Origin of the sequence: Ahrensia marina, assembly GCF_001293565.1 — a bacterium.
In the GTDB taxonomy this organism is placed as follows: Bacteria; Pseudomonadota; Alphaproteobacteria; order Rhizobiales; family Rhizobiaceae; genus Ahrensia; species Ahrensia marina.
Genome location: NZ_JXMU01000022.1, coordinates 49,775 through 67,831, shown reverse-complemented (window position 1 = coordinate 67,831; position 18,057 = coordinate 49,775). Strand labels below are relative to the sequence as shown.

General features: G+C 51.3%; 18 protein-coding genes and 1 tRNA gene. 12 read left to right on the top strand and 7 right to left on the bottom strand.

Annotated elements, in window-relative coordinates; genetic code table 11:
* Window positions 1-30: 30 nt before the first annotated feature.
* Window positions 31-810 (bottom strand): histidinol-phosphatase, encoded by a 780-nt coding sequence (gene hisN / locus SU32_RS14010; RefSeq protein ID WP_053999999.1) that lies wholly within the window; start codon window positions 808-810, stop codon window positions 31-33.
* 212 nt (window positions 811-1,022) lie between these two features.
* Window positions 1,023-1,913, bottom strand: coding sequence for an N-formylglutamate amidohydrolase (locus SU32_RS14005; protein WP_053999998.1), 891 nt, complete (start codon window positions 1,911-1,913; stop codon window positions 1,023-1,025).
* A gap of 326 nt (window positions 1,914-2,239) precedes the next feature.
* Here SU32_RS14005 and cpdR point away from each other — a divergent pair, with 326 nt between their 5' ends.
* Both cpdR and SU32_RS13995 read left to right on the top strand, forming a co-directional pair.
* Window positions 2,240-2,602, top strand: a complete 363-nt coding sequence (gene cpdR, locus SU32_RS14000; protein ID WP_053999997.1) for a cell cycle two-component system response regulator CpdR — start codon at window positions 2,240-2,242, stop codon at window positions 2,600-2,602.
* 68 nt (window positions 2,603-2,670) lie between these two features.
* Window positions 2,671-2,745 (top strand) — tRNA-Val (locus SU32_RS13995).
* Between the two features lie 14 nt (window positions 2,746-2,759).
* Here the strand turns inward: SU32_RS13995 and SU32_RS13990 are convergent.
* The gene (locus tag SU32_RS13990) at window positions 2,760-4,370 is read right to left on the bottom strand and encodes a GMC family oxidoreductase (protein ID WP_053999996.1); all 1,611 of its coding nucleotides are present in this window, start codon (window positions 4,368-4,370) and stop codon (window positions 2,760-2,762) included.
* A 112-nt stretch (window positions 4,371-4,482) separates the two neighbouring features.
* Between SU32_RS13990 and SU32_RS13985 the strand changes: the two genes are divergently transcribed.
* From SU32_RS13985 to SU32_RS13940, 10 genes are all read left to right on the top strand, one after another.
* On the top strand, window positions 4,483-5,715 hold the full coding sequence (locus tag SU32_RS13985; protein ID WP_053999995.1) for a TRAP transporter substrate-binding protein: 1,233 nt from the start codon (window positions 4,483-4,485) through the stop codon (window positions 5,713-5,715).
* A gap of 116 nt (window positions 5,716-5,831) precedes the next feature.
* Window positions 5,832-6,500 carry a TRAP transporter small permease gene (locus SU32_RS13980; protein WP_053999994.1) on the top strand — a complete coding sequence of 223 codons (669 nt, stop codon included), beginning with the start codon at window positions 5,832-5,834 and terminating at the stop codon, window positions 6,498-6,500.
* Window positions 6,497-7,858 (top strand): TRAP transporter large permease, encoded by a 1,362-nt coding sequence (locus SU32_RS13975; protein WP_245625547.1) that lies wholly within the window; start codon window positions 6,497-6,499, stop codon window positions 7,856-7,858. Before SU32_RS13980 ends, SU32_RS13975 begins: the two co-directional genes overlap by 4 nt.
* A gap of 294 nt (window positions 7,859-8,152) precedes the next feature.
* Complete coding sequence (locus SU32_RS13970; RefSeq protein WP_245625546.1) at window positions 8,153-8,896, top strand: succinate dehydrogenase/fumarate reductase iron-sulfur subunit; 744 nt, start codon at window positions 8,153-8,155, stop codon at window positions 8,894-8,896.
* A gap of 1 nt (window position 8,897) precedes the next feature.
* Window positions 8,898-9,227 carry a succinate dehydrogenase gene (locus SU32_RS13965; protein WP_053999992.1) on the top strand — a complete coding sequence of 110 codons (330 nt, stop codon included), beginning with the start codon at window positions 8,898-8,900 and terminating at the stop codon, window positions 9,225-9,227.
* Window positions 9,224-9,565 (top strand): succinate dehydrogenase/fumarate reductase transmembrane subunit, encoded by a 342-nt coding sequence (locus SU32_RS13960; protein ID WP_053999991.1) that lies wholly within the window; start codon window positions 9,224-9,226, stop codon window positions 9,563-9,565. Before SU32_RS13965 ends, SU32_RS13960 begins: the two co-directional genes overlap by 4 nt.
* A gap of 3 nt (window positions 9,566-9,568) precedes the next feature.
* On the top strand, window positions 9,569-11,332 hold the full coding sequence (locus SU32_RS13955) for an L-aspartate oxidase (protein WP_053999990.1): 1,764 nt from the start codon (window positions 9,569-9,571) through the stop codon (window positions 11,330-11,332).
* Entirely contained in the window at window positions 11,329-12,285 is a 957-nt protein-coding gene (locus SU32_RS13950; RefSeq protein ID WP_053999989.1) for a fumarate hydratase, read from the top strand. Before SU32_RS13955 ends, SU32_RS13950 begins: the two co-directional genes overlap by 4 nt.
* Complete coding sequence (locus SU32_RS13945; RefSeq protein WP_144421148.1) at window positions 12,282-12,947, top strand: fumarate hydratase C-terminal domain-containing protein; 666 nt, start codon at window positions 12,282-12,284, stop codon at window positions 12,945-12,947. The genes SU32_RS13950 and SU32_RS13945 overlap by 4 nt, the downstream gene beginning before the upstream one ends.
* A complete protein-coding gene (locus SU32_RS13940) occupies window positions 12,947-14,542 on the top strand; it encodes a thiamine pyrophosphate-binding protein (RefSeq protein ID WP_053999987.1) in 1,596 nt (531 codons plus the stop codon). Before SU32_RS13945 ends, SU32_RS13940 begins: the two co-directional genes overlap by 1 nt.
* Window positions 14,543-14,551: 9 nt before the next feature.
* On the opposite strand, the gene SU32_RS13935 is transcribed toward SU32_RS13940, so the two are convergent.
* From SU32_RS13935 to SU32_RS13920, 4 genes are read right to left on the bottom strand one after another with little or no spacing between them, the layout of a single operon-like run.
* Complete coding sequence (locus SU32_RS13935) at window positions 14,552-15,163, bottom strand: glutathione S-transferase family protein (RefSeq protein ID WP_053999986.1); 612 nt, start codon at window positions 15,161-15,163, stop codon at window positions 14,552-14,554.
* Window positions 15,164-15,192: 29 nt separating this feature from the next.
* A complete protein-coding gene (locus SU32_RS13930; RefSeq protein ID WP_053999985.1) occupies window positions 15,193-16,326 on the bottom strand; it encodes a mandelate racemase/muconate lactonizing enzyme family protein in 1,134 nt (377 codons plus the stop codon).
* A gap of 9 nt (window positions 16,327-16,335) precedes the next feature.
* Complete coding sequence (locus tag SU32_RS13925; protein WP_053999984.1) at window positions 16,336-17,082, bottom strand: sulfite exporter TauE/SafE family protein; 747 nt, start codon at window positions 17,080-17,082, stop codon at window positions 16,336-16,338.
* Entirely contained in the window at window positions 17,079-17,993 is a 915-nt protein-coding gene (locus SU32_RS13920) for a LysR family transcriptional regulator (protein WP_053999983.1), read from the bottom strand. Before SU32_RS13920 ends, SU32_RS13925 begins: the two co-directional genes overlap by 4 nt.
* Window positions 17,994-18,057: the final 64 nt, after the last annotated feature.

The window sequence follows — 18,057 nt, the reverse complement described above, 5'->3', positions numbered from 1 at the left end:
GGTTCCCACTTTTCCTGACATGCTCTAAAGCTAAGCCCTGCCCCAAAAAGCCTGCAATGCTTCTTCGTGCAATGCCTTGGAACCTGCGGCGATAATCGTTCCGCCCTGCTCGGCCCGCGCACCATCGACGGTTGTGACAACGCCTCCGGCCTGCTCGATGATCGGAATTAGCGCGACAATATCATACGGCTGAAGGCCCGGTTCGATGAAAATATCGGCATAACCTGATGCAACCATCACCGCGCCATAACAATCTGTGCCATAGCGCGCCAGTTTCGTACGGTCTTCAAGCCGTTTGAAACCTTCCGCCTCGGCGCCTGAATAAAGCGCCGGCGATGTTGTGAACACGGTAGCATCCTGCAAGGTAGCGCTCTGACGCGTTGCCAGTTTTTGCGGCTCGCCGCCCTTTTCGATAAGCCAGGATTGCTCGCCGTCAGCAATGTATAGCTCATCGGTGTAAGGCTGGTGCATAAATCCTTTTTTCGCGACACCGTCTTCCATCAGGCCGACAAGTGTGCCCCATACGGGCAAGCCGGAAATGAATGCGCGTGTGCCATCAATCGGGTCAATAACCCATACATGGCGCGCCTCCAGATTTTTGGCACCATATTCCTCACCCAATATGCCGTGATCGGGAAAATCAGCATCCAGAATATGCCGGATGGCCGCCTCAGCCTCGCGGTCACCGGCCGTTACGGGGTCGAAACCATCCTCATACTTGTTATCCACATTTAAGTTGGATCGAAAATATTTTAGCGTTTGCACGGATGCAGCATCTGCTAACCGCTTCAAATCATTCACATTAGCCATAGAACCAACCGGTTTTTTACATTTAAAAATTGCATAGCCGAACGATCCGAAAGGCTGCGCGGCTTGACTTTAGACCTACACCAAAGAGAATCGAGGACATAGTTAAGTGATTTGTTTCGCTTTTACGCTATTTTCCTCCCAAAAACTGGCCGCATCTTTGGGTGCGGTCCTTTTTATCCAAGCACCTCGATTTAATTAACATTTTCAGGAAGTTATTCTGCCGCAATGCTGAAGTCACCCAGTTGTGCAGCATCGATAACACTTAACTGTGCCATAAATTTCGTCAGATCATCACGTAGCGCATCAAAGCCCGGCCGCTTTTCCATCGTCATCTCGTTAACATAAAGACTGCGGTTGATTTCAATCTGTAGCGCATGCAGTCCCCGCCCAGGGCGCCCGTAATGCTCGGTGATAAAACCGCCTGCATAAGGCTTGTTGGTGGCAACCAGATATCCCATATCCCGTAAGATGTTCACAGCCGTTTCGCTCAAAATCTGGCTGGCGCTGGTGCCGAACCGGTCGCCGATGATAAAATCCGGCCGCGCGCCTTCAGCACCCAAATGAACCGACGCCGGCATGGAGTGGCAATCAATCAGAACCGCATGGCCAAAATGCCCGTATGTCCGGCTGAGTAGCGCGCGCAACTCAGCGTGGTAAGGCTTGTAAATCCGGTCAACACGCATCAGCGCTTCTTCAAGCCCGATACGCGATTTATAAATATTCAAGCCTTCACAAACGATGCGCGGTATCGTGCCAAGTCCAGCAGCCACACGCATGGAATTTCTATTTGTATAAGGCGGCAATTTATCGCTGAACATACGCGGATCCAGCTCATAGGGCTCACGATTTACATCCAGATAGGCCCGCGGAAAATGGGCTTTGAGCATTGGAATCCCGATTTGGACCGCATCAGAAAACAGCTCATCTACAAAATAATCTTCCGAACGCCGGATGGCATCCACATCAAGATTACTCATTTCAAGAAAGCGTTTTGGATAAATCCGCCCGCTATGTGGCGAGTTCATGACAAATGGTACAGCGTGAAAATCCGGTTCGCAAACCTCAAAGGCTTCAATATCAATGAAATCTGGCGAAGCGTGCATAAACCAAAATTTTCCAGCAATAATCGTATCTTGCTTATAGTTTTGACAGCCTCAATGGGCTTTGTCTAGGGTGCCGCGTTAATGGTAAATTCAAGACAACGGGCTGATCACAAGAATTTAATTGAACAAAAGCTAAATTTTGCACTACATCGGGTTCATGAAGGTTCCATCTTGAGGCACCGTTTCAGTTTAGACCATCATAGTCGGCATTTGCTCTAATGAATGGAACCAAACGCCGTGATAGTATAAACCTGATCTTTACCTTAAGAAGACTAGAGCGTGTCTGGTCTGCTTGACGGCAGGCTATAGGAGAAACGGGAATTAAAATGCACCGCATACTATTGGCAGAAGATGATAACGATATGCGCCGCTTTCTGGTCAAAGCACTTGAAAAAGCCGGTTATCAGGTCGTCGATTTCGACAATGGCGCCAGCGCCTATGAACGCTTGAGAGAAGAACCGTTTTCTTTGTTGCTGACAGATATTGTGATGCCTGAAATGGACGGCATCGAGCTTGCACGGCGTGCGACAGAACTCGATCCTGATCTTAAAGTCATGTTCATTACCGGCTTTGCCGCAGTTGCGCTCAACCCTGAAAGCGATGCGCCTAAAGACGCGAAAGTGCTTTCAAAACCGTTCCATTTGCGCGAGCTTGTTGATGAGGTCGAAAAACTGATTAAAGCGGCATAACAACAGCAGTTTTTGTCATCAAAGCTATTGACGGCAAACAGCTTTATGTGGTGTATCGCGCCACGGATGGGCGATTAGCTCAGCGGGAGAGCACTTCGTTGACATCGAAGGGGTCACTGGTTCAATCCCAGTATCGCCCACCATCCTTTTCAAGCACTTAAGACGCTAAGTTACCGGCATCCTGCAAAATCAGATCGCTTGCTTTTTCGCCGATCATGATCGCCGGTGCATTTGTATTTCCCGACACGATCTCCGGCATAATCGAGCAATCCGCCACGCGTAAATTACCGATCCCGTGAACACGCAACCGCTCGTCAACAACCGTTCCGCTTCCCGAGCCCATCTTACAAGTGCCTGTGGGGTGATAGATTGAGCTTGAATTGTTGCGCGCCCAATCAAGCGTTCCCTCATAATCATCCATTTCAAGATCGGCGCTTGGCCGAAACTCTTCTGATATTTTTGATTTCAGAGGTGCATTGCGTGCGATACGGCGGGCAACTTTCACACCTTCGACAATGGTGCGGCAGTCCGTTTCAGTTGATAAATAGTTCGGAATAATTTTCGGATATTGCCGCGTATCCGGTCCTACCAGTTTTATCTCTCCCCGGCTTTCAGGACGAAGCTGGCAAACCGATGTTGTAAAAGCCGAGAACGGATGCACGCCCTCGCCCGGACTGTCGGCAGACCAGGGCTGTACGTGAAATTGAATATCGGGCGTTTCGACATGATCGCCCGTTTTGACGAATCCAGTAGCCAGGCTCGCCGCCATCGTCATCGGGCCTGCACGAAACAGTGCATATTTAAGAGCGATGCGGGCCTGATTAACAAGACTGCGCACCTCGTCATTCAAAGTGGGTTCATTGCACTTATAAACAAGGCGGGCCTGAAGGTGGTCCTGCATATTTTTGCCAACGGCGGGCAAGTTATGCACAGGGCGCACGCCATTGTCGATAAGGTGTTCGGGATCACCAATCCCCGACAACATCAATATCTGTGCCGAACCAATTGTACCCGAAGATATAATAACTTCTTTACCGGCTGAAACAGTACATTCTTTTCCGCTTCTATCCAGATAGGAAACGCCGGTGGCGCGTCCTTCATCAACCAGTATTCGCTGCACCTGAGCGTGTGTGATAATCCGCAGATTTTTGCGTTTTTTTGCCGGATTCAGATAAGCCACCGCCGCACTGCAACGTCTGCCGTTGCGGGTTGTTAACTGGAAGTAGCCAATACCTTCCTGATCCGCGCCATTATAATCAGGGTTGAACGGATAGCCGGCCGCCTGCGCGGCTGCGACCCACGCATCACAAATCGGGCGCTGAATACGCATATTGGAAACAGACAGCGGCCCGCCTATGCCGTGGAATTCATCGGCACCGCGCTCCTGATCTTCCGCCCGCTTGAAGTAGGGAAGAACATCATCCCAAGCCCAGCCGAGATTTCCCATCTGGCGCCAGCGATCGTAGTCCTCTTTCTGTCCCCTGACATATAGCAGGCCGTTCAGCGAAGAAGAGCCGCCCAAAACCTTACCGCGCGGCCAGTCAATCGAACGGCCATTCAAACCGGGGTCCGGCTCGGTCCGGTAGCACCAGTCGACCTTCGCATTGTGCATCGTCTTGAAATACCCGACCGGTATGTGAATCCACGGATTGAGATCGCGGCCGCCCGCTTCCAGCAGGACAACCTTATTACGCGGATTTTCGCTTAAACGGTTTGCGAGAACGCACCCGGCCGAGCCTGCGCCGACAATCACAAAATCTGCATTCATTCCACAATCTCCTCACCGAATAAGAAAGGTCTATACAAATGAAATTAAATATACTAGTCTTTTTTGAGATTAAAAGTCTCATTATTTGAACTTATCTGGGAGGAGATTGAAAATGAGTGTAATTAACAAACTGAATCACGTTTCTCGGCGCGATCTGTTTAAGCTTGCGGGCCAGTTCGGTATGAGCTCTACGCTCCTTGCGGCGGGTTCTTTTGGCGGGGCAATGAGTGTCGCCAGCCTGGCAAGTGCGGCTGAATCGACTTACGAAAAGCGGTTTGCGAAAAAGGCCAAACATACTTTGAAATTCGGCGCGTCAGGCTTTAACGCCCGCAACCTGTTGATTGAACGGGCCGGCGCATTGGAATTCGCGCGTGATCTGGAAAGCCGCACAGATGGCGAAATCCGTATTGAATTTATCGGCGATAACCAGATTTGCGGCCAAACATCCTGTGTGGAAAAAGCACAGCAAGGCATCGTGGATATTTATGCGGCATCCACGCAAAACTCGGCTGGCGGGGCGCCATATCTAAATGTGCTGGATTATGCCTATATGTTCCCGTCACGGGCCTCGCAATATCACTTCCTGTACAGCCCTGAATCGGTTCGTCTTCTGCGTGATCCGCTTGAAAAACGACACGGCTTGAAATTCCTTTTCAGTCACTGCGAGTTGCGCGGCATTCAATTGGGACTTGGCTGGAAAGACAAGCCAACGGTGACAAAGGTTGAAGAACTTTTCGGCACGAAAAACCGCGTAACCGGGACACAATTGGGACGCATTGCGATGCAGGCCCTCAACCTTAATCCGGTACCGGTGGCATGGGAAGAAACACTCGACGGCCTCAAACAAGGTCTTATCGACGGCGCAGAAACCTGGGCATCTGCTGTGGCCTATGCCAATATGTCTCCTGTGGTCTCCCAATGCGTGGATTTGAAATTCTTCTGCGGCACGGAACATACATCAATGTCTGTTGCAGCGTTCGACAAGCTTGACGGTCCGCTGCAGGATGCGGTTATGGAAAGTGCTTACTGGGCACAAACCCACGTGCAAGCAGCCAATGAAGCGGCGCTTGTAAAAACCGTAGGCTTCTCTGATCCGCAATTGCCTGACACGATTTTTGCGAAAGACAATGTCAGAAACGCATTCCTGGCTGACGACCAGATCAAACTGGCTGAAGAAATGTGTTCTCCGGAATTCCAGCCACAGCTTTGGGAAGCCTGGCGCGAGCGTCTTAACAAGTGGCAAGGCGGCGCGGACACTTATCAGGAAATCTACAATGTGGCCCGTGAAATTCCAGTGGATATGCTGCCAGAAAATGTAGAACCACGGCGTTGGTGGAAATCCTAACACACTGATGTTCATATCGATTTCGGCCTCTCTTGCAGGGGCCGGAATTGTTTCTGAAACGGGTGTTTAATTACAGATCATGACCACGTCAGTGGGGCAGAAAAGGAAGCGATCGAATGTCGATTTGGGTCGAAGCAGGCGACGTGATTTCATCTTTCACAACATTGGATCCATGGGAGATGCGTCAGGCCTTTAATATGAACGGAGCGTGGCTGGTCTTTACCGTGCTCACAGCAATAGGCGCGTTTCTCACGCTCGCGCTCTACAGAGCTGTGCCGTGGATTGACCGAAATCTCGAACGTTCGATTATTGTTTATACCTACCTCTTGATCGCGATAATCATTTTCGCAGGTGTTATCCAGCGTTTCGTTTTGTATGGCCAGCCGCCATGGTCGACAACCATACCGCCAATGCTCTTCATGATTATGGCGTGGTATGGATGCAGCTATAATGTGCGCCTGCGTACACATCTTGCATTTGGCGAATTCCGGTCCACGATGCCGCGTAACCTGCAGATGGCTTGTCTGGTCCTCGACTTCATCCTGTGGTTTGGCTTCTGTGTGATTATTGTGACCACAACCGCACGGATGACGGTTAATTCAGCGGACAATTTTCAAATTGTACTGGGAACAGACAATATCAAACAATGGTGGTTTGTTGTCACAATCCCGATTGCCTTTACCCTGATGGCCGGCCGTGTGCTCGAAAACCTTTTGGAAGATGTGCGTAACTATCGAAGCGGCAAACCCTTGATCGAGCAAGCAGTCATAGGAGCGGATGTATGATGACCGACACAAGTTGGATTACCCTCATTTCACTGGCAGTCACATTCCTGTTCATGCTCGGTGTACCCGTTCTTCTGATTATCGCTTACTGGGTCATCGGCTGCAGCTTTGTGATGGGCTTGACGCTGGATAATCTGGGTTCCGAATTTCTCAATGTATTTAACAAAGGTTTTGCCTTGCTTGCGATGCCGCTATTTATCCTGACCGGCGACCTCATCAACAAGTCGGGTATTGCGCGGCGATTATCCGACTTTGCTTATGCCTGTCTTGGATGGCTGAGGGGCGGGCTGGCAATGGCTGCAATTGGTGCGTGCGGCCTTTTTGCCGCTATTTCAGGCTCCAACTCCGCAACCACTGCCACTATCGGTTCAATGCTTCATCCGGAAATGGTCAAAGGCGGCTATGACGAACGGTTCTCCGCCGCAACATCTGCGGCCGGAGGCACCGTTGGTATCATCATACCGCCTTCGATCATCTTCATCGTCTACGGCTTCCTGATGAACCTGCCTATTTCCGATCTGTTTGTCGCAGGCATTATACCCGGCGCTTTGATGGTGATTGCAATGCAATTCATCTGCTGGATTATCTGCCGTGCAAACGGTTGGGGCTATTTGATTCCGTTACAACTCAACCGCGTTCTAAAAACGGCTTTGGGCGCATGGCTTGGCTTCTTTGCCATCGGGTTGGTTCTTTGGGGTATTTACACCGGTAAATTCTCGCCGACTGAAGCCGCCGGCGTTACCGTTGGTTTCTGTATTATTGTCGGCTTGATTTGCTATCCGCTGAACAAGCTGATGAAAAAATATAGCGGACAGTCGATCGCTGACAAAAACTATTCCGAGATGCTTGTTGTTGAAGGTTTCAAGCTGACAGAGATCCCGTCAATTGTTGTCAGATCGGCCCAGATCACAGGCATTTTGGCACCACTTATTGCGGTTAGCGTTGTGATGCAGCAAATCATGTCATTGCTGGGCGCGCAGCAGGTAATCGGCGATTTCGTCACCGGCATGGGCGGTTATTATGCCGTTTTATTCACATCAATGGCTATCGTATTTATCGCCGGAATGGTTCTGGAAAGCCTGCCCGTCACGATTATTCTTGCGCCAATACTTGCTCCTATCGCCGCATCGGTGGGCGTTGACCCGGTTCACTTCGCGGTTATATTCCTCGTTGGCGCATCGATCGGGTTTATCACCCCGCCCTATGGGCTGAACCTATATGTTGCAAGCGGCGTGACAGGCGTTTCATATTTCCGTCTGCTTCGCTACATCGTGCCTTATCTCGCGGTATTGCTTGCGGTTTGGTTGTTGGTGTCGCTGACGCCGCAACTCGCGCTGGCTCTTTTGCCTAACCGCTAACGCATAAACCTCTTGGGCGAACGCTGGCAAAGAGCTTGATAAAAACAAAGCTTGCCTCTCATCAATAGAGGCAAGCATCCGCTTCCGGGTTTGCGCTCTCTCTGAAATTCATTGCTGGCGGTCTAACGCAAAAGCTGGACCAAAACTGTGATTTACCCGATGTACCAAGTCGGTTTTAATCTGTTTACTCAACCAGATTAATTGTTAATAAAAATTACAAAAACATAAAATAAATATTCCTTTCCGTTACTTTAACTCACGGTTATAAATATCAATGACGTGTTTTAGGAGCGATTGTTAGGATTTCTCGTGGAAGTTAAGGCCGAATTTTTGAATGTGACGGTGAGCCGTGGAAGTGGCGACGGCGTCTATCAGGAAGCCTTTCAGGTCCCCGCCTATGACAATCAAACCGTGTTGGATGTTGTCTCGTGGATTCAGCAAAATGTTGACCCGACATTAACCTATCGCTTTGCGTGCCGTGTGGGCATGTGCGGCAGTTGCGCGATGATGGTCAACGGTCAGCCGCGCTGGACATGCCGCACCCATGTTAAAAAAGTTTCGACCAATCAAAAGCTTAAGATTGAGCCTCTTAGAAACCTTCCGGTCATCAAGGACCTTGTTGCCGATATGGATCCGTTCTTCGGCAAATGGGTGGAAGCTGAAGGAGTGCATCACCCGACGCGCACGCGCTATGAGCCGATAGAGCAAATTGACCCACAGGACGCAGCGCGCACAACGGCGAACGAAGGCATTGAATGTATCAATTGTGCTGTATGCTATGCTGCCTGTGACACCGTGACGAACAATGCCGATTATCTGGGGCCGGCGGCACTGCAACGGGCATGGACCGTTTATAACGATGTGAAAGACGCGGATAAATCCGCAATTCTTGACGCCGTATCAGGCAAAGGCGGCTGTCACAGCTGCCACTCAATAGGAAGTTGCACGCATTACTGCCCCAATGAGTTGAACCCTATGCAGGCGATTGCCGGTCTTAAGCGTGCGACGAGCAAATCATTTTTCAAGAAAGGGCGCTGAGATGGATATTCGGCTTTACATGGCGCAGCGTTTGAGCGCCCTTGTCATGGCACCGCTGGTGCTCGGTCATATTGCCGTGATGATTTACGCTGTGCAATCCGGCATCACCACAGCGGAGATCCTCGGCAGGACGCAAGGATCCATCTTATGGTTCCTGTTTTATGGCACTTTTGTTTTAGCGGTCAGCGTTCACGCGGCCGTTGGCGTGCGCGTCATTTTAAACGAATGGCTTGGTATAAAAGGCAACACACTTAACTTGCTGTCGTGGGCAATCGGTATCGGGCTATTATTATTGGGAGGGCGGGCAGTATTGGCCGTGACATTCCTATGAAGCGCCCTGCAAGAACACATCCGCTTTGGCTCGCTTATATTCTGCACCGTTTGTCAGGATTGATTTTAGCGCTATTTTTGCCGGTTCACTTTTATGTTCTGTCACAGGCAATCACAAATCCGGCCCTACTCGACGGGTTTCTAAAATTTGCGGAAATTCCGGTCGTTAAAGTCGCCGAATATGGTTTGGTGTTCCTTCTGGCCGTGCACATGTTCGGCGGTTTGCGTTTGATGGCACTGGAGTGGCTGCCTTGGACCGCGCCGCAAAAAACATTGGCCGCTGGCGCAGTTGGTGCCGCGTTTTTCCTATCGACGATATTCTTTCTTCAGGCGGTGTAAGTCATGTTTACAGTGAAAGACATTGAACGGCACGACACGGATATCCTCATTCTGGGAACCGGCGGCGCAGGACTGTTTGCCGCGCTGCATGCACAGCAATCGGCCCCTGAAGGCACAAAGATCACCATTGCAGTCAAAGGTCTCATTGGAAAATGCGGCTGCACGCGCATGGTTCAAGGCGGTTACAATGTCGCGCTGGGCGGCGGCGACACCGTGGAACGGCATTTCATGGACACGATCAATGGCGGCAAATGGCTGCCCAATCAGGACATGGCTTGGCGCCTCTGCAAGGAAGCGGTCGTGCGCATCCGCGAACTGGAAAATGAAATCGGCTGCTTTTTTGACCGCAATAGCGACGGCACTTTGCATCAAAAAGCATTCGCGGGACAGACAGCCGACCGAACCGTTCACAAAGGCGACCTGACCGGCATCGAAATTATCAACCGTTTGATGGAGCAGGTTCTTTCGCGCCCGATTGAAAAGCTGCAGGAACACCGTGCAATCGGACTGATCCCGACAAAGGATGGAAAAGCGCTGTCCGGCGTTTTGATGATTGATATGCGCACCGGTAAGTTCCGGTTTGTACGGGCTAAAACTGTTCTCATGGCCACCGGCGGCGGCCCGACCATGTATAAATATCATACACCGTCCGGTGACAAAACGATGGACGGTCTGGCTATGGCACTGCGCGTTGGCCTGCCACTGCGCGATATGGAAATGGTACAGTTTCACCCCACAGGTCTGTTGGCCGGCGAACATACGCGTATGACCGGCACGGTGCTGGAGGAAGGATTACGCGGCGCTGGCGGCCAGTTGATTAATCACAATGGCGCGCGCTTTATGTTCGACTATGACGCCAAGGGTGAACGCGCCACGCGCGATGTTGTCAGCCGCGGTATCTATGCTGAAATGCGCAAGAACAATAATCCCGAGCAGGTCGGCGTTTTCATCTCGATGGCGCACCTTGGTCCGGACAATGTACGCAAGAAATTCAGCGGCATGGTCAAGCGCTGCGCTGACAGTGGTTTTGACCTGGCTGCGGGTAAAGTCGAAGTCGTGCCGACAGCCCATTACTTTATGGGCGGCGTAGTCGTTGATGTGGATACGCGCACTGCCCTTGAAGGGCTTTATGTGGCAGGCGAAGATGCTGGCGGCGCCCATGGCTCCAACCGCCTGGGTGGCAATGGCGTTGCCAATTCAACTGTCTATGGCGGCATTGCCGGTGACACGATGGCAAGCGATTTGCGCTCAATGCTGACATTGCGCGAACCGGATGAAGCGGTGCTTGAAAGTGAGCTGGAACGTGCCATTCACCCGCTGATAAAACAGCCCGCTCTGGTTCTTCCCTTGCGCAAGCAGTTGCAGGAAGTCATGTGGGAAGATGTTGGCGTTATGCGAACACAAACCGGCATGAAACGCGCGCTGAAAAACATTGCGGAAATCTCGCAAAATCTCATGGAGGTTGGCGTTTCAAACGACAATCTTGCGTTCAACCTCACCTGGCATGACTGGCTGAACATGCGCTCTCTTTGCGATATTTCGCAGGTGATTGCCGAGGCCGGTATTGCACGCGAAAACTCGCGCGGTGCGCATTTCCGTGAAGACTTCCCGGAACCCGGCGAGCTCATAGACAGTTACTTTACTGTGGCAAAGCAAAGCGGCAAGGACATTGAAGTCACACGCGAGCCGGTTGAATTCACAATTGTAAAACCGGGCGAAACCATCTTGCCGGACCATGAACCCGAAACTCTGGTGGCAGCACAATGATCTCAATAGAAAAAATCGAAGAGACCGCCCTCACCCTAATGGACAAGGCGGCAATTGAAATTCCGCAGGATTATCTGGACGGTTTAAAAGCGGCAGCAAGCACGGAAGACGGTGATTTATCGTCTTTTGTCCTGCAAGCCATGTTGGAAAATTATGAAGCGGCAAAAGAAGACCGGCGCGCAATGTGCGGCGATACCGGTGTGCCGCGCTGGTTTGTGAAAATGGGCAATGAAACCCAGATTGAAGGCGGGCCGATTGCACTTGAGGCAGCACTGCGTCGCGCAACGGCCAAAGCAACGAACGGGGTGCCACTGCGTCCCAATCGTGTGCATCCGCTCTGGCGCACAGACCACAATAATAATGTTGGTATTGGCGCACCTGAAATCGAATATGGTTACGAGCCGGGCGGTGAATGGATTGATCTGATCACAGTGCACAAGGGTGGACTGTTCGGCAGTGATTACCGCATGTTGTTTCCATCCGACGGCATTGAAGGCATCAAGCGCTTCTATCTTGATAGTCTGATGGCATTTGGCAAACGCGGCCTTGCGTGTCAGCCCGCCATTATCGGCATCGGGCTTGGCGGCTCGAAAGATATTTGTATGACCCTTGGCAAACGCGCGTCGGTTTTACGCACCGTAGGCAGCCGGAATTCCGATCCGAAAATCGCAGAGATGGAAGACGAGTTTAAAGAACTTGGCAACTCCATCGGCATGGGCGCGATGGGTTTCGTCGGCAAAAGCATGGTTGTCGACTGCAATATCGAGGTTGGCTATTGCCATACCGGCGGTATGCCGATGTCGGTTCACGCCTTTTGCTTGTCATCGCGCCGGGCCGTAGCGCGTATCCACAGTGATGGCACTGTGGAACACCGCACCGATCCGGATTGGTTTACCGATTACCAGCGCCGCGACACTGTCGAATGGAACCCTGTACGGGAGGCAGCAGAATGAAGCCGCGTGAAATAGATTTATCCACGACCCCGACAGATGAGGACATTGCGGCATTAAAGCTGGGCGATGTCGTTTATTTGAACGGTTTGCTCTATACGGCTCGCGAGGGCGTTTATATGCGTGCTTTGGAAAAACAGGCGAATATTCCCATGGAACTGCCTTCGCAAAGCGCTGCGAACTTCCATTGTTCACCGGCCGCAAGGGTCAATGATGACGGCACTTTCGATATGGGCGCTGTAACCGCAACAGCCTCTTTCCGTTTTGCCAAATGGCTGCCTGAATGGATGCAGAAAACTGGCGCAAAACTGATCATCGGCAAAGGCGGCATGACGTCCAAGGATTACAAAAGCTATTTTGTGCCCAATGGTGCCATTTACCTGTCAACGGTCGGCTATGGCACCGGCGCACTTCTGGGGCGCGGTATCGAAAAAGTAGAAGCGGTGCACTGGGTCGACGAACTTGGTCTCGCTCAAGCAATGTGGGTCATAAAATGCAATAGAATGGGGCCGTTTATCGTCGCCTCGGACCTTAACGGCGACTGCCTGTTTGAACGCGAGAATGAAAAAATAGCGCAGAATATCGAGCGGGTTTATGAAGGCACACGTCCCGCGACACTCAAACGTTACGGCGAAACTGACGACCGCTCCGATGAGGTTATTTAATGAAAGGCGCTGAACATCTAGTCGCTTCTCTGGCAAAAGCCGGTGTCACAAAAATATTTGCATTAAGCGGCAACCAGATCATGCCGGTTTTCGATGCCTGTATTGATGCCGACATCGAAATCATACACACACGCCATGAGGCGGCCGCTGTCTATATGGCAGAAGCCTATGCCCAAATTACGGGCACTATCGGCGTTGCGCTGGTGACCGCCGGCGCGGGACTTGCCAATGCGCTCGGGCCGATGTTTACCTGCGGTCTATCGCAAACACCCGTTCTGATATTGAGCGGTGACAGTCCGTTATCTCAAGACGGCAAAGGTTCATTTCAGGAAATGGACCAAGTCGCGATCACAAAGCCGCTGACGAAATTTTCTGCAAGGCCAACGTCTGTTCAGGAACTGATAGCGCAAACGCACACAGCCATTTTTGAAGCGACGACCGGCCAGCCCGGTGCGGTGCATCTGGCGCTTGCCGATGATCTTTTGCGCGAGAGCCTTGATGATAAGTCCGTTGGCGCGCAGCCTAATATCGAGCCGGACAATGGCGCACCAACCGAACAGCACATACAACAAGCGCAAGACCTTATTGCAAAAGCCGAACGCCCGCTCATCGTGCTCGGCCCGTCACTGAATGAAACCCGTGCGCCGGAACTTGCTTCAAAGCTGGAACAAGCCCTTGACGTGCCTGTCATCTGTATGGAAAGCCCGCGCGGTTTCAAAGACCCTTCCAAGAGCGATTTGAAAAGCGTGTTCGAGAAAGCCGATCTGATCGTCTCCCTTGGCAAATCGATCGATTTCACAACGGGATTTGGCAACGCTCCTGAAGCCCGCTGGGTCATCGTTAATTCCAGCGAAAAAGAACAACGTCAGGCGCAAAACAATCTGGATCAGAAATTGGTACTGGCCATTCCTGCGGATGCGAAATTATGCGCTCATGCGCTTTCAGCAGCCGAAAACAATGATGCTGTTGAGCGTAGCGAATGGCACGCATTTGTGCAGCAAGCAACGATGGTGAAACATCTTAATTCAACTCACACAGAGCAGCTTAATTCGCAGACACTTTGCGCAATCATCAAAGATAAGATCGCAGGTCTCGACGATACAATTTTAATTTGCGACGGCGGCGAATTCGGACAATGGGCGCAGGCAATAACCGGTGCCGAGCGGCGTATCGTCAACGGTGTCTCCGGTGCCATTGGCGGCGGTCTGTGCTATGCACTGGGCGCAAAAAAAGCAGCTCCTGATGCCACAATTTTCACTTTAATGGGCGATGGCACAGTTGGTTTTCATTTTGCTGAATTTGAGACAGCGGCACGCAATAATATCCCGTTCATTGCGATTATCGGAAACGATCAGAAATGGAATGCCGAACACCAGATACAGCTGCGCGATTATGGTTCTGATCGCCTGATCGGCTGCGATTTGAGTACTGCGCGCTATGATGAGGCGGCCGTCGCGCTTGGCTGTCACGGTGAATACGTCACCGAGCTTTCACAACTCAATGCTGCGCTCACACGCGCGGTCGCGAGCAGAAAGCCTGCCTGTATCAATGTCATGATAGAAGGCCTGCCGGCGCCGAGCGGATCAGCGCATTAGCCGTCAAACCTATTGCCTTGCCAGCGCCGCCTTCACAGCAGGGCGCGCGAGCATCAAATCACGGTGTGCCATTAATTTTGGAAATTCGGTAATATCGACACCTGTTGCTTGCATCCATTTCTGCATCAGAAAAAGATATGGGTCGCAGAAACTATATTCATCGCCAAGCGCCCAAGGGCCGGCGATATAATGCTCTTCGATAATGCGGGCACATTCGCGGATATTATCCGGCACTTTCTCAATCATGGATGTGTGGGCCTCAGGATCATCGGCCCACCGCGCACCGCGCTTTAAATGGGCAAAGGCGACATGCGCTGTTGTGGCTATATAAGCATTGAGCGCTTGCGCCTTTGCAAATGCAAACGCGGTGTCAGGCATTAAACCGGCGCTCGCGTGAGCCTGCGCGAGATATGCAATGATCGCCGTGTTCTCTGTTAGCACACCCTCAGGGGTCAACAATGCGGGTATGCGACCTTTGGGGTTAACCGCAAGATAAGCAGGCTTCGCATTGTCGCCGTCTGCAATTGAAACTTCTTCAATTTCATAGCGCGCACCGATCTCTTCCAGCAAAATTTGCACCGAGATGGCCGAACTGCCCTTTGATAGGTAAAGCGTATACATGGTGCGGCCTTTCAGGTTGAAACGAGAAATCAGGGTCTGGATTTTTCAAGCGTCAATGTTTTGAACTGCATGATCGCATCAGGCAATTCATCAATACCAAGCCCCGGTTTGGTGCCTATGGTCCACGCGCCATCCTGAATTTCGTTGGTCAGAAAAGTATCACGCAACGGGTTGGGGTTTACATCCAGTTCGAGCAACCCGTCACCACCGGTAGCCGCCAGAATATGCGCCGATGCAGCAAGCCCAATGCCTCCACCCAAAAAGTGGGGGCAATACGTAAATCCTGAAGCGACCGTACTGCGCGCAACGCGGTAGCAGCCCGTCACACCGCCCCATTTTGCCACATCAGGCTGAACATATTTAAAAGCCTTGCTGGCAAGGGCTTCAGCAAAACTGTCCTCGCCAAATATGTTTTCACCGGCAGCAATCGGTGTTTTGATTTGGCTAGCCAACGCCTGCCACTGCGAAAGTGATGTATCGGCCGTAACCGGTTCCTCGATCCAGCCCAGCCCAAAACGGTCGGCAGTTTGCATGAAAGACACAGCCTCTTCAGGCGACCACCCTTGATTGGCATCGGCAAACAGGCGTTCGTCCTGCCCGATATCTGTAGATATTTTTTCCAGCGCCGCCAGATCTTTGGACCTATCGAAACCGACTTTCACTTTGAACGCTTTAATACCGCTCGCCCGCGCTTCGTTGATTGTGTCCTTCGCGGTATAGACCGGTATGCCACTGGCATAGACGGGTACAGATTTCGGCGCATCTTTATTTAACCATTGAGCCAGAGGCACATTTTCACGCCGCGCGGCAATATCATTGAGCGCTGTATCAAGCCCCGCTATAACCTGATTAAATGGCCCCCACTCCCCGCACTGACCGGCCCGTATGCGTGTTCTGGAATCAAGCTGCTCCCAGAATTCTGATGGCGTTTGCGCGTCAATATCAAACACAACATCGGCAATGTCTTCTATCAAAAGGCGCGCGCGATGCTCTGCGCCCGCCGCTGGCCAGTTGGCGAAAATCTCGCCCCAGCCTTTAACACCGTCATCGGCTTCAAGCTGAACAAAAACCGCAGGCCGATCACGCATCACACCAAATGATGTCGCGACATATTTCTCAATCGGCACACGGAAAGCAGAGACTTTAATTTTATTAAAACGCAATTTTATTTCCTATCCAATCACAGTCCGAAGCAACAAAATTAATCCGCCCACAAAGGTTAGAATGATGAGCAACCGCCGGAACTGGTGATCCTTGAGCCGCTTGAATACCGCAATACCGATCTGCGCAAAGATCATCGTCGAGGGAAGCGCCACAAGAAAATACAGCAGGGTCTGGTTTGAGTAAGCTCCCTTCCACGCAAGCATGGCGGATGTCAGCACGAGAACAATGACATTATAGGGTTGTAAAACAGCGCGTGTTTCAGCCTTCGGCCATGTCCGCATTGAGCACCACATAGTCGGTAAAGCACCTGATAAGGATGCCATCCCGCCTAATATGCCACCGGAAAAACCAACCAGCATATCAATAACCGGTGTTCGTCTTTCAATCGTTGGCAAGGTGCTCCTCAAGGTGAAATAGCCCCCATAAACCAACAGAAAAATCGCAATTGTAAGCTTCAGCGTTTGCGCGTCGATATAGGTCAACATGGCAACGCCAAGCGGAATGCCGATGAGAGCAGGCACAAGAAACCGCATGAGGCGTACCGGATTTTCGGCAATCGCTGTGCGGACAATCCATAAGCCTTGTAGACCGCTGACAACCGCCAGCAAAACAACAACGGCAACCGCCTGTACCGGCGGCATGATATTGAGGAAAAACCCAAGCGCGAACAGTGCCGTTCCAAAACCGGCCAAACCATTGATAAAGCCGCCAGCCGCGCTGCCTAAAACCAGATAGAATAATGTAACGTCGTTCATTTTTGTTCATCCGCAGAAAAGCTTTGCGGTTGGAACACGCCAATTTTCACCGCTTCTAGTAATGCCGTATGTATTTCTTCGATAAGCCGTTTGCGCGGACTGTCTTTGTTAAAAGCTAGCCCCAGTTTGCGCACCGGTGCACCGTCAGGCAGCGGAATTCTCTTAAGCGGTAAAGTACTGAATTGTTTGACAGATTGGGTTGGAACAATGGAAATACCGAGATTGGCAAGCACCATGCTTGAAATCGCTTCAAGCCCTTCAAGCTCCATCATCTCATTCACTTTAATGTTCTTTGACTGCAACCATGTTTCAATCGTGTTGCCGACAACCGCATCCCGGCTAAAGCGGATAAAGGGCATTTCGCGCAATAATTCCAAATAATCATCAGACTTTGTTTCTTGTGCCGCAATCAGTTGTAAAGGTTCATGCGCGACATCCAAAAAACCGATACCATTGGCCAACACAGCAGGCCGTGACACAATCGCCGCGTCGATACTGCCCCGTTCAATCTGTAACAGAAGCGGAGTCGTAAGGCCCGGTTGAACATGTACCCTGATATCGGGATATGTTTTGCGTAACAATGCGATAGAAAGCGGCGCAAGGCCGGTCAGCGACGTCGGAATTGCACCCAGCAAAATCTCACCCTGCAAACCGACATCGCCCAATACCGACGGAACGATGTTATCGTAGGCTTTTACAACTTCGCGGGCTTTCGTAACAATCGCCCGGCCAACAGGCGTCAATTGCGGTGTACGTCCGCTGCGATCAAAAAGAGCAACCTGCATTTCCGCTTCAAGTGTCCGCATTTGCTGACTAACCGCCGCATGGGTCACGGCAACAGCATCCGCCGCTGCCGAGAATGTGCGATGGTCTGCAACAGCAAGCAGCGTTTTCAGCATACGAATTGACAACGGAGCCCCTCTCTTGACGTAAACAAAACTATCGAAAAAGATTAGAAAAAATTGCTTTTTCAAA

Bases quoted from the DNA above. Each gene is read 5' to 3' on its own strand.
- SU32_RS13955 (WP_053999990.1), top strand. From the start codon at position 9,569: ATGTTTACAGTGAAAGACATTGAACGGCACGACACGGATATCCTCATT.
- SU32_RS13950 (WP_053999989.1), top strand. From the start codon at position 11,329: ATGATCTCAATAGAAAAAATCGAAGAGACCGCCCTCACCCTAATGGAC.
- SU32_RS13985 (WP_053999995.1), top strand. From the start codon at position 4,483: ATGAGTGTAATTAACAAACTGAATCACGTTTCTCGGCGCGATCTGTTT.
- SU32_RS13940 (WP_053999987.1), top strand. From the start codon at position 12,947: ATGAAAGGCGCTGAACATCTAGTCGCTTCTCTGGCAAAAGCCGGTGTC.
- SU32_RS13935 (WP_053999986.1), bottom strand. From the start codon at position 15,163: ATGTATACGCTTTACCTATCAAAGGGCAGTTCGGCCATCTCGGTGCAA.
- SU32_RS13975 (WP_245625547.1), top strand. From the start codon at position 6,497: ATGATGACCGACACAAGTTGGATTACCCTCATTTCACTGGCAGTCACA.
- SU32_RS13945 (WP_144421148.1), top strand. From the start codon at position 12,282: ATGAAGCCGCGTGAAATAGATTTATCCACGACCCCGACAGATGAGGAC.
- SU32_RS13990 (WP_053999996.1), bottom strand. From the start codon at position 4,370: ATGAATGCAGATTTTGTGATTGTCGGCGCAGGCTCGGCCGGGTGCGTT.
- SU32_RS13960 (WP_053999991.1), top strand. From the start codon at position 9,224: ATGAAGCGCCCTGCAAGAACACATCCGCTTTGGCTCGCTTATATTCTG.
- SU32_RS13925 (WP_053999984.1), bottom strand. From the start codon at position 17,082: ATGAACGACGTTACATTATTCTATCTGGTTTTAGGCAGCGCGGCTGGC.
- SU32_RS14005 (WP_053999998.1), bottom strand. From the start codon at position 1,913: ATGCACGCTTCGCCAGATTTCATTGATATTGAAGCCTTTGAGGTTTGC.
- SU32_RS13980 (WP_053999994.1), top strand. From the start codon at position 5,832: ATGTCGATTTGGGTCGAAGCAGGCGACGTGATTTCATCTTTCACAACA.
- hisN (WP_053999999.1), bottom strand. From the start codon at position 810: ATGGCTAATGTGAATGATTTGAAGCGGTTAGCAGATGCTGCATCCGTG.
- cpdR (WP_053999997.1), top strand. From the start codon at position 2,240: ATGCACCGCATACTATTGGCAGAAGATGATAACGATATGCGCCGCTTT.
- SU32_RS13965 (WP_053999992.1), top strand. From the start codon at position 8,898: ATGGATATTCGGCTTTACATGGCGCAGCGTTTGAGCGCCCTTGTCATG.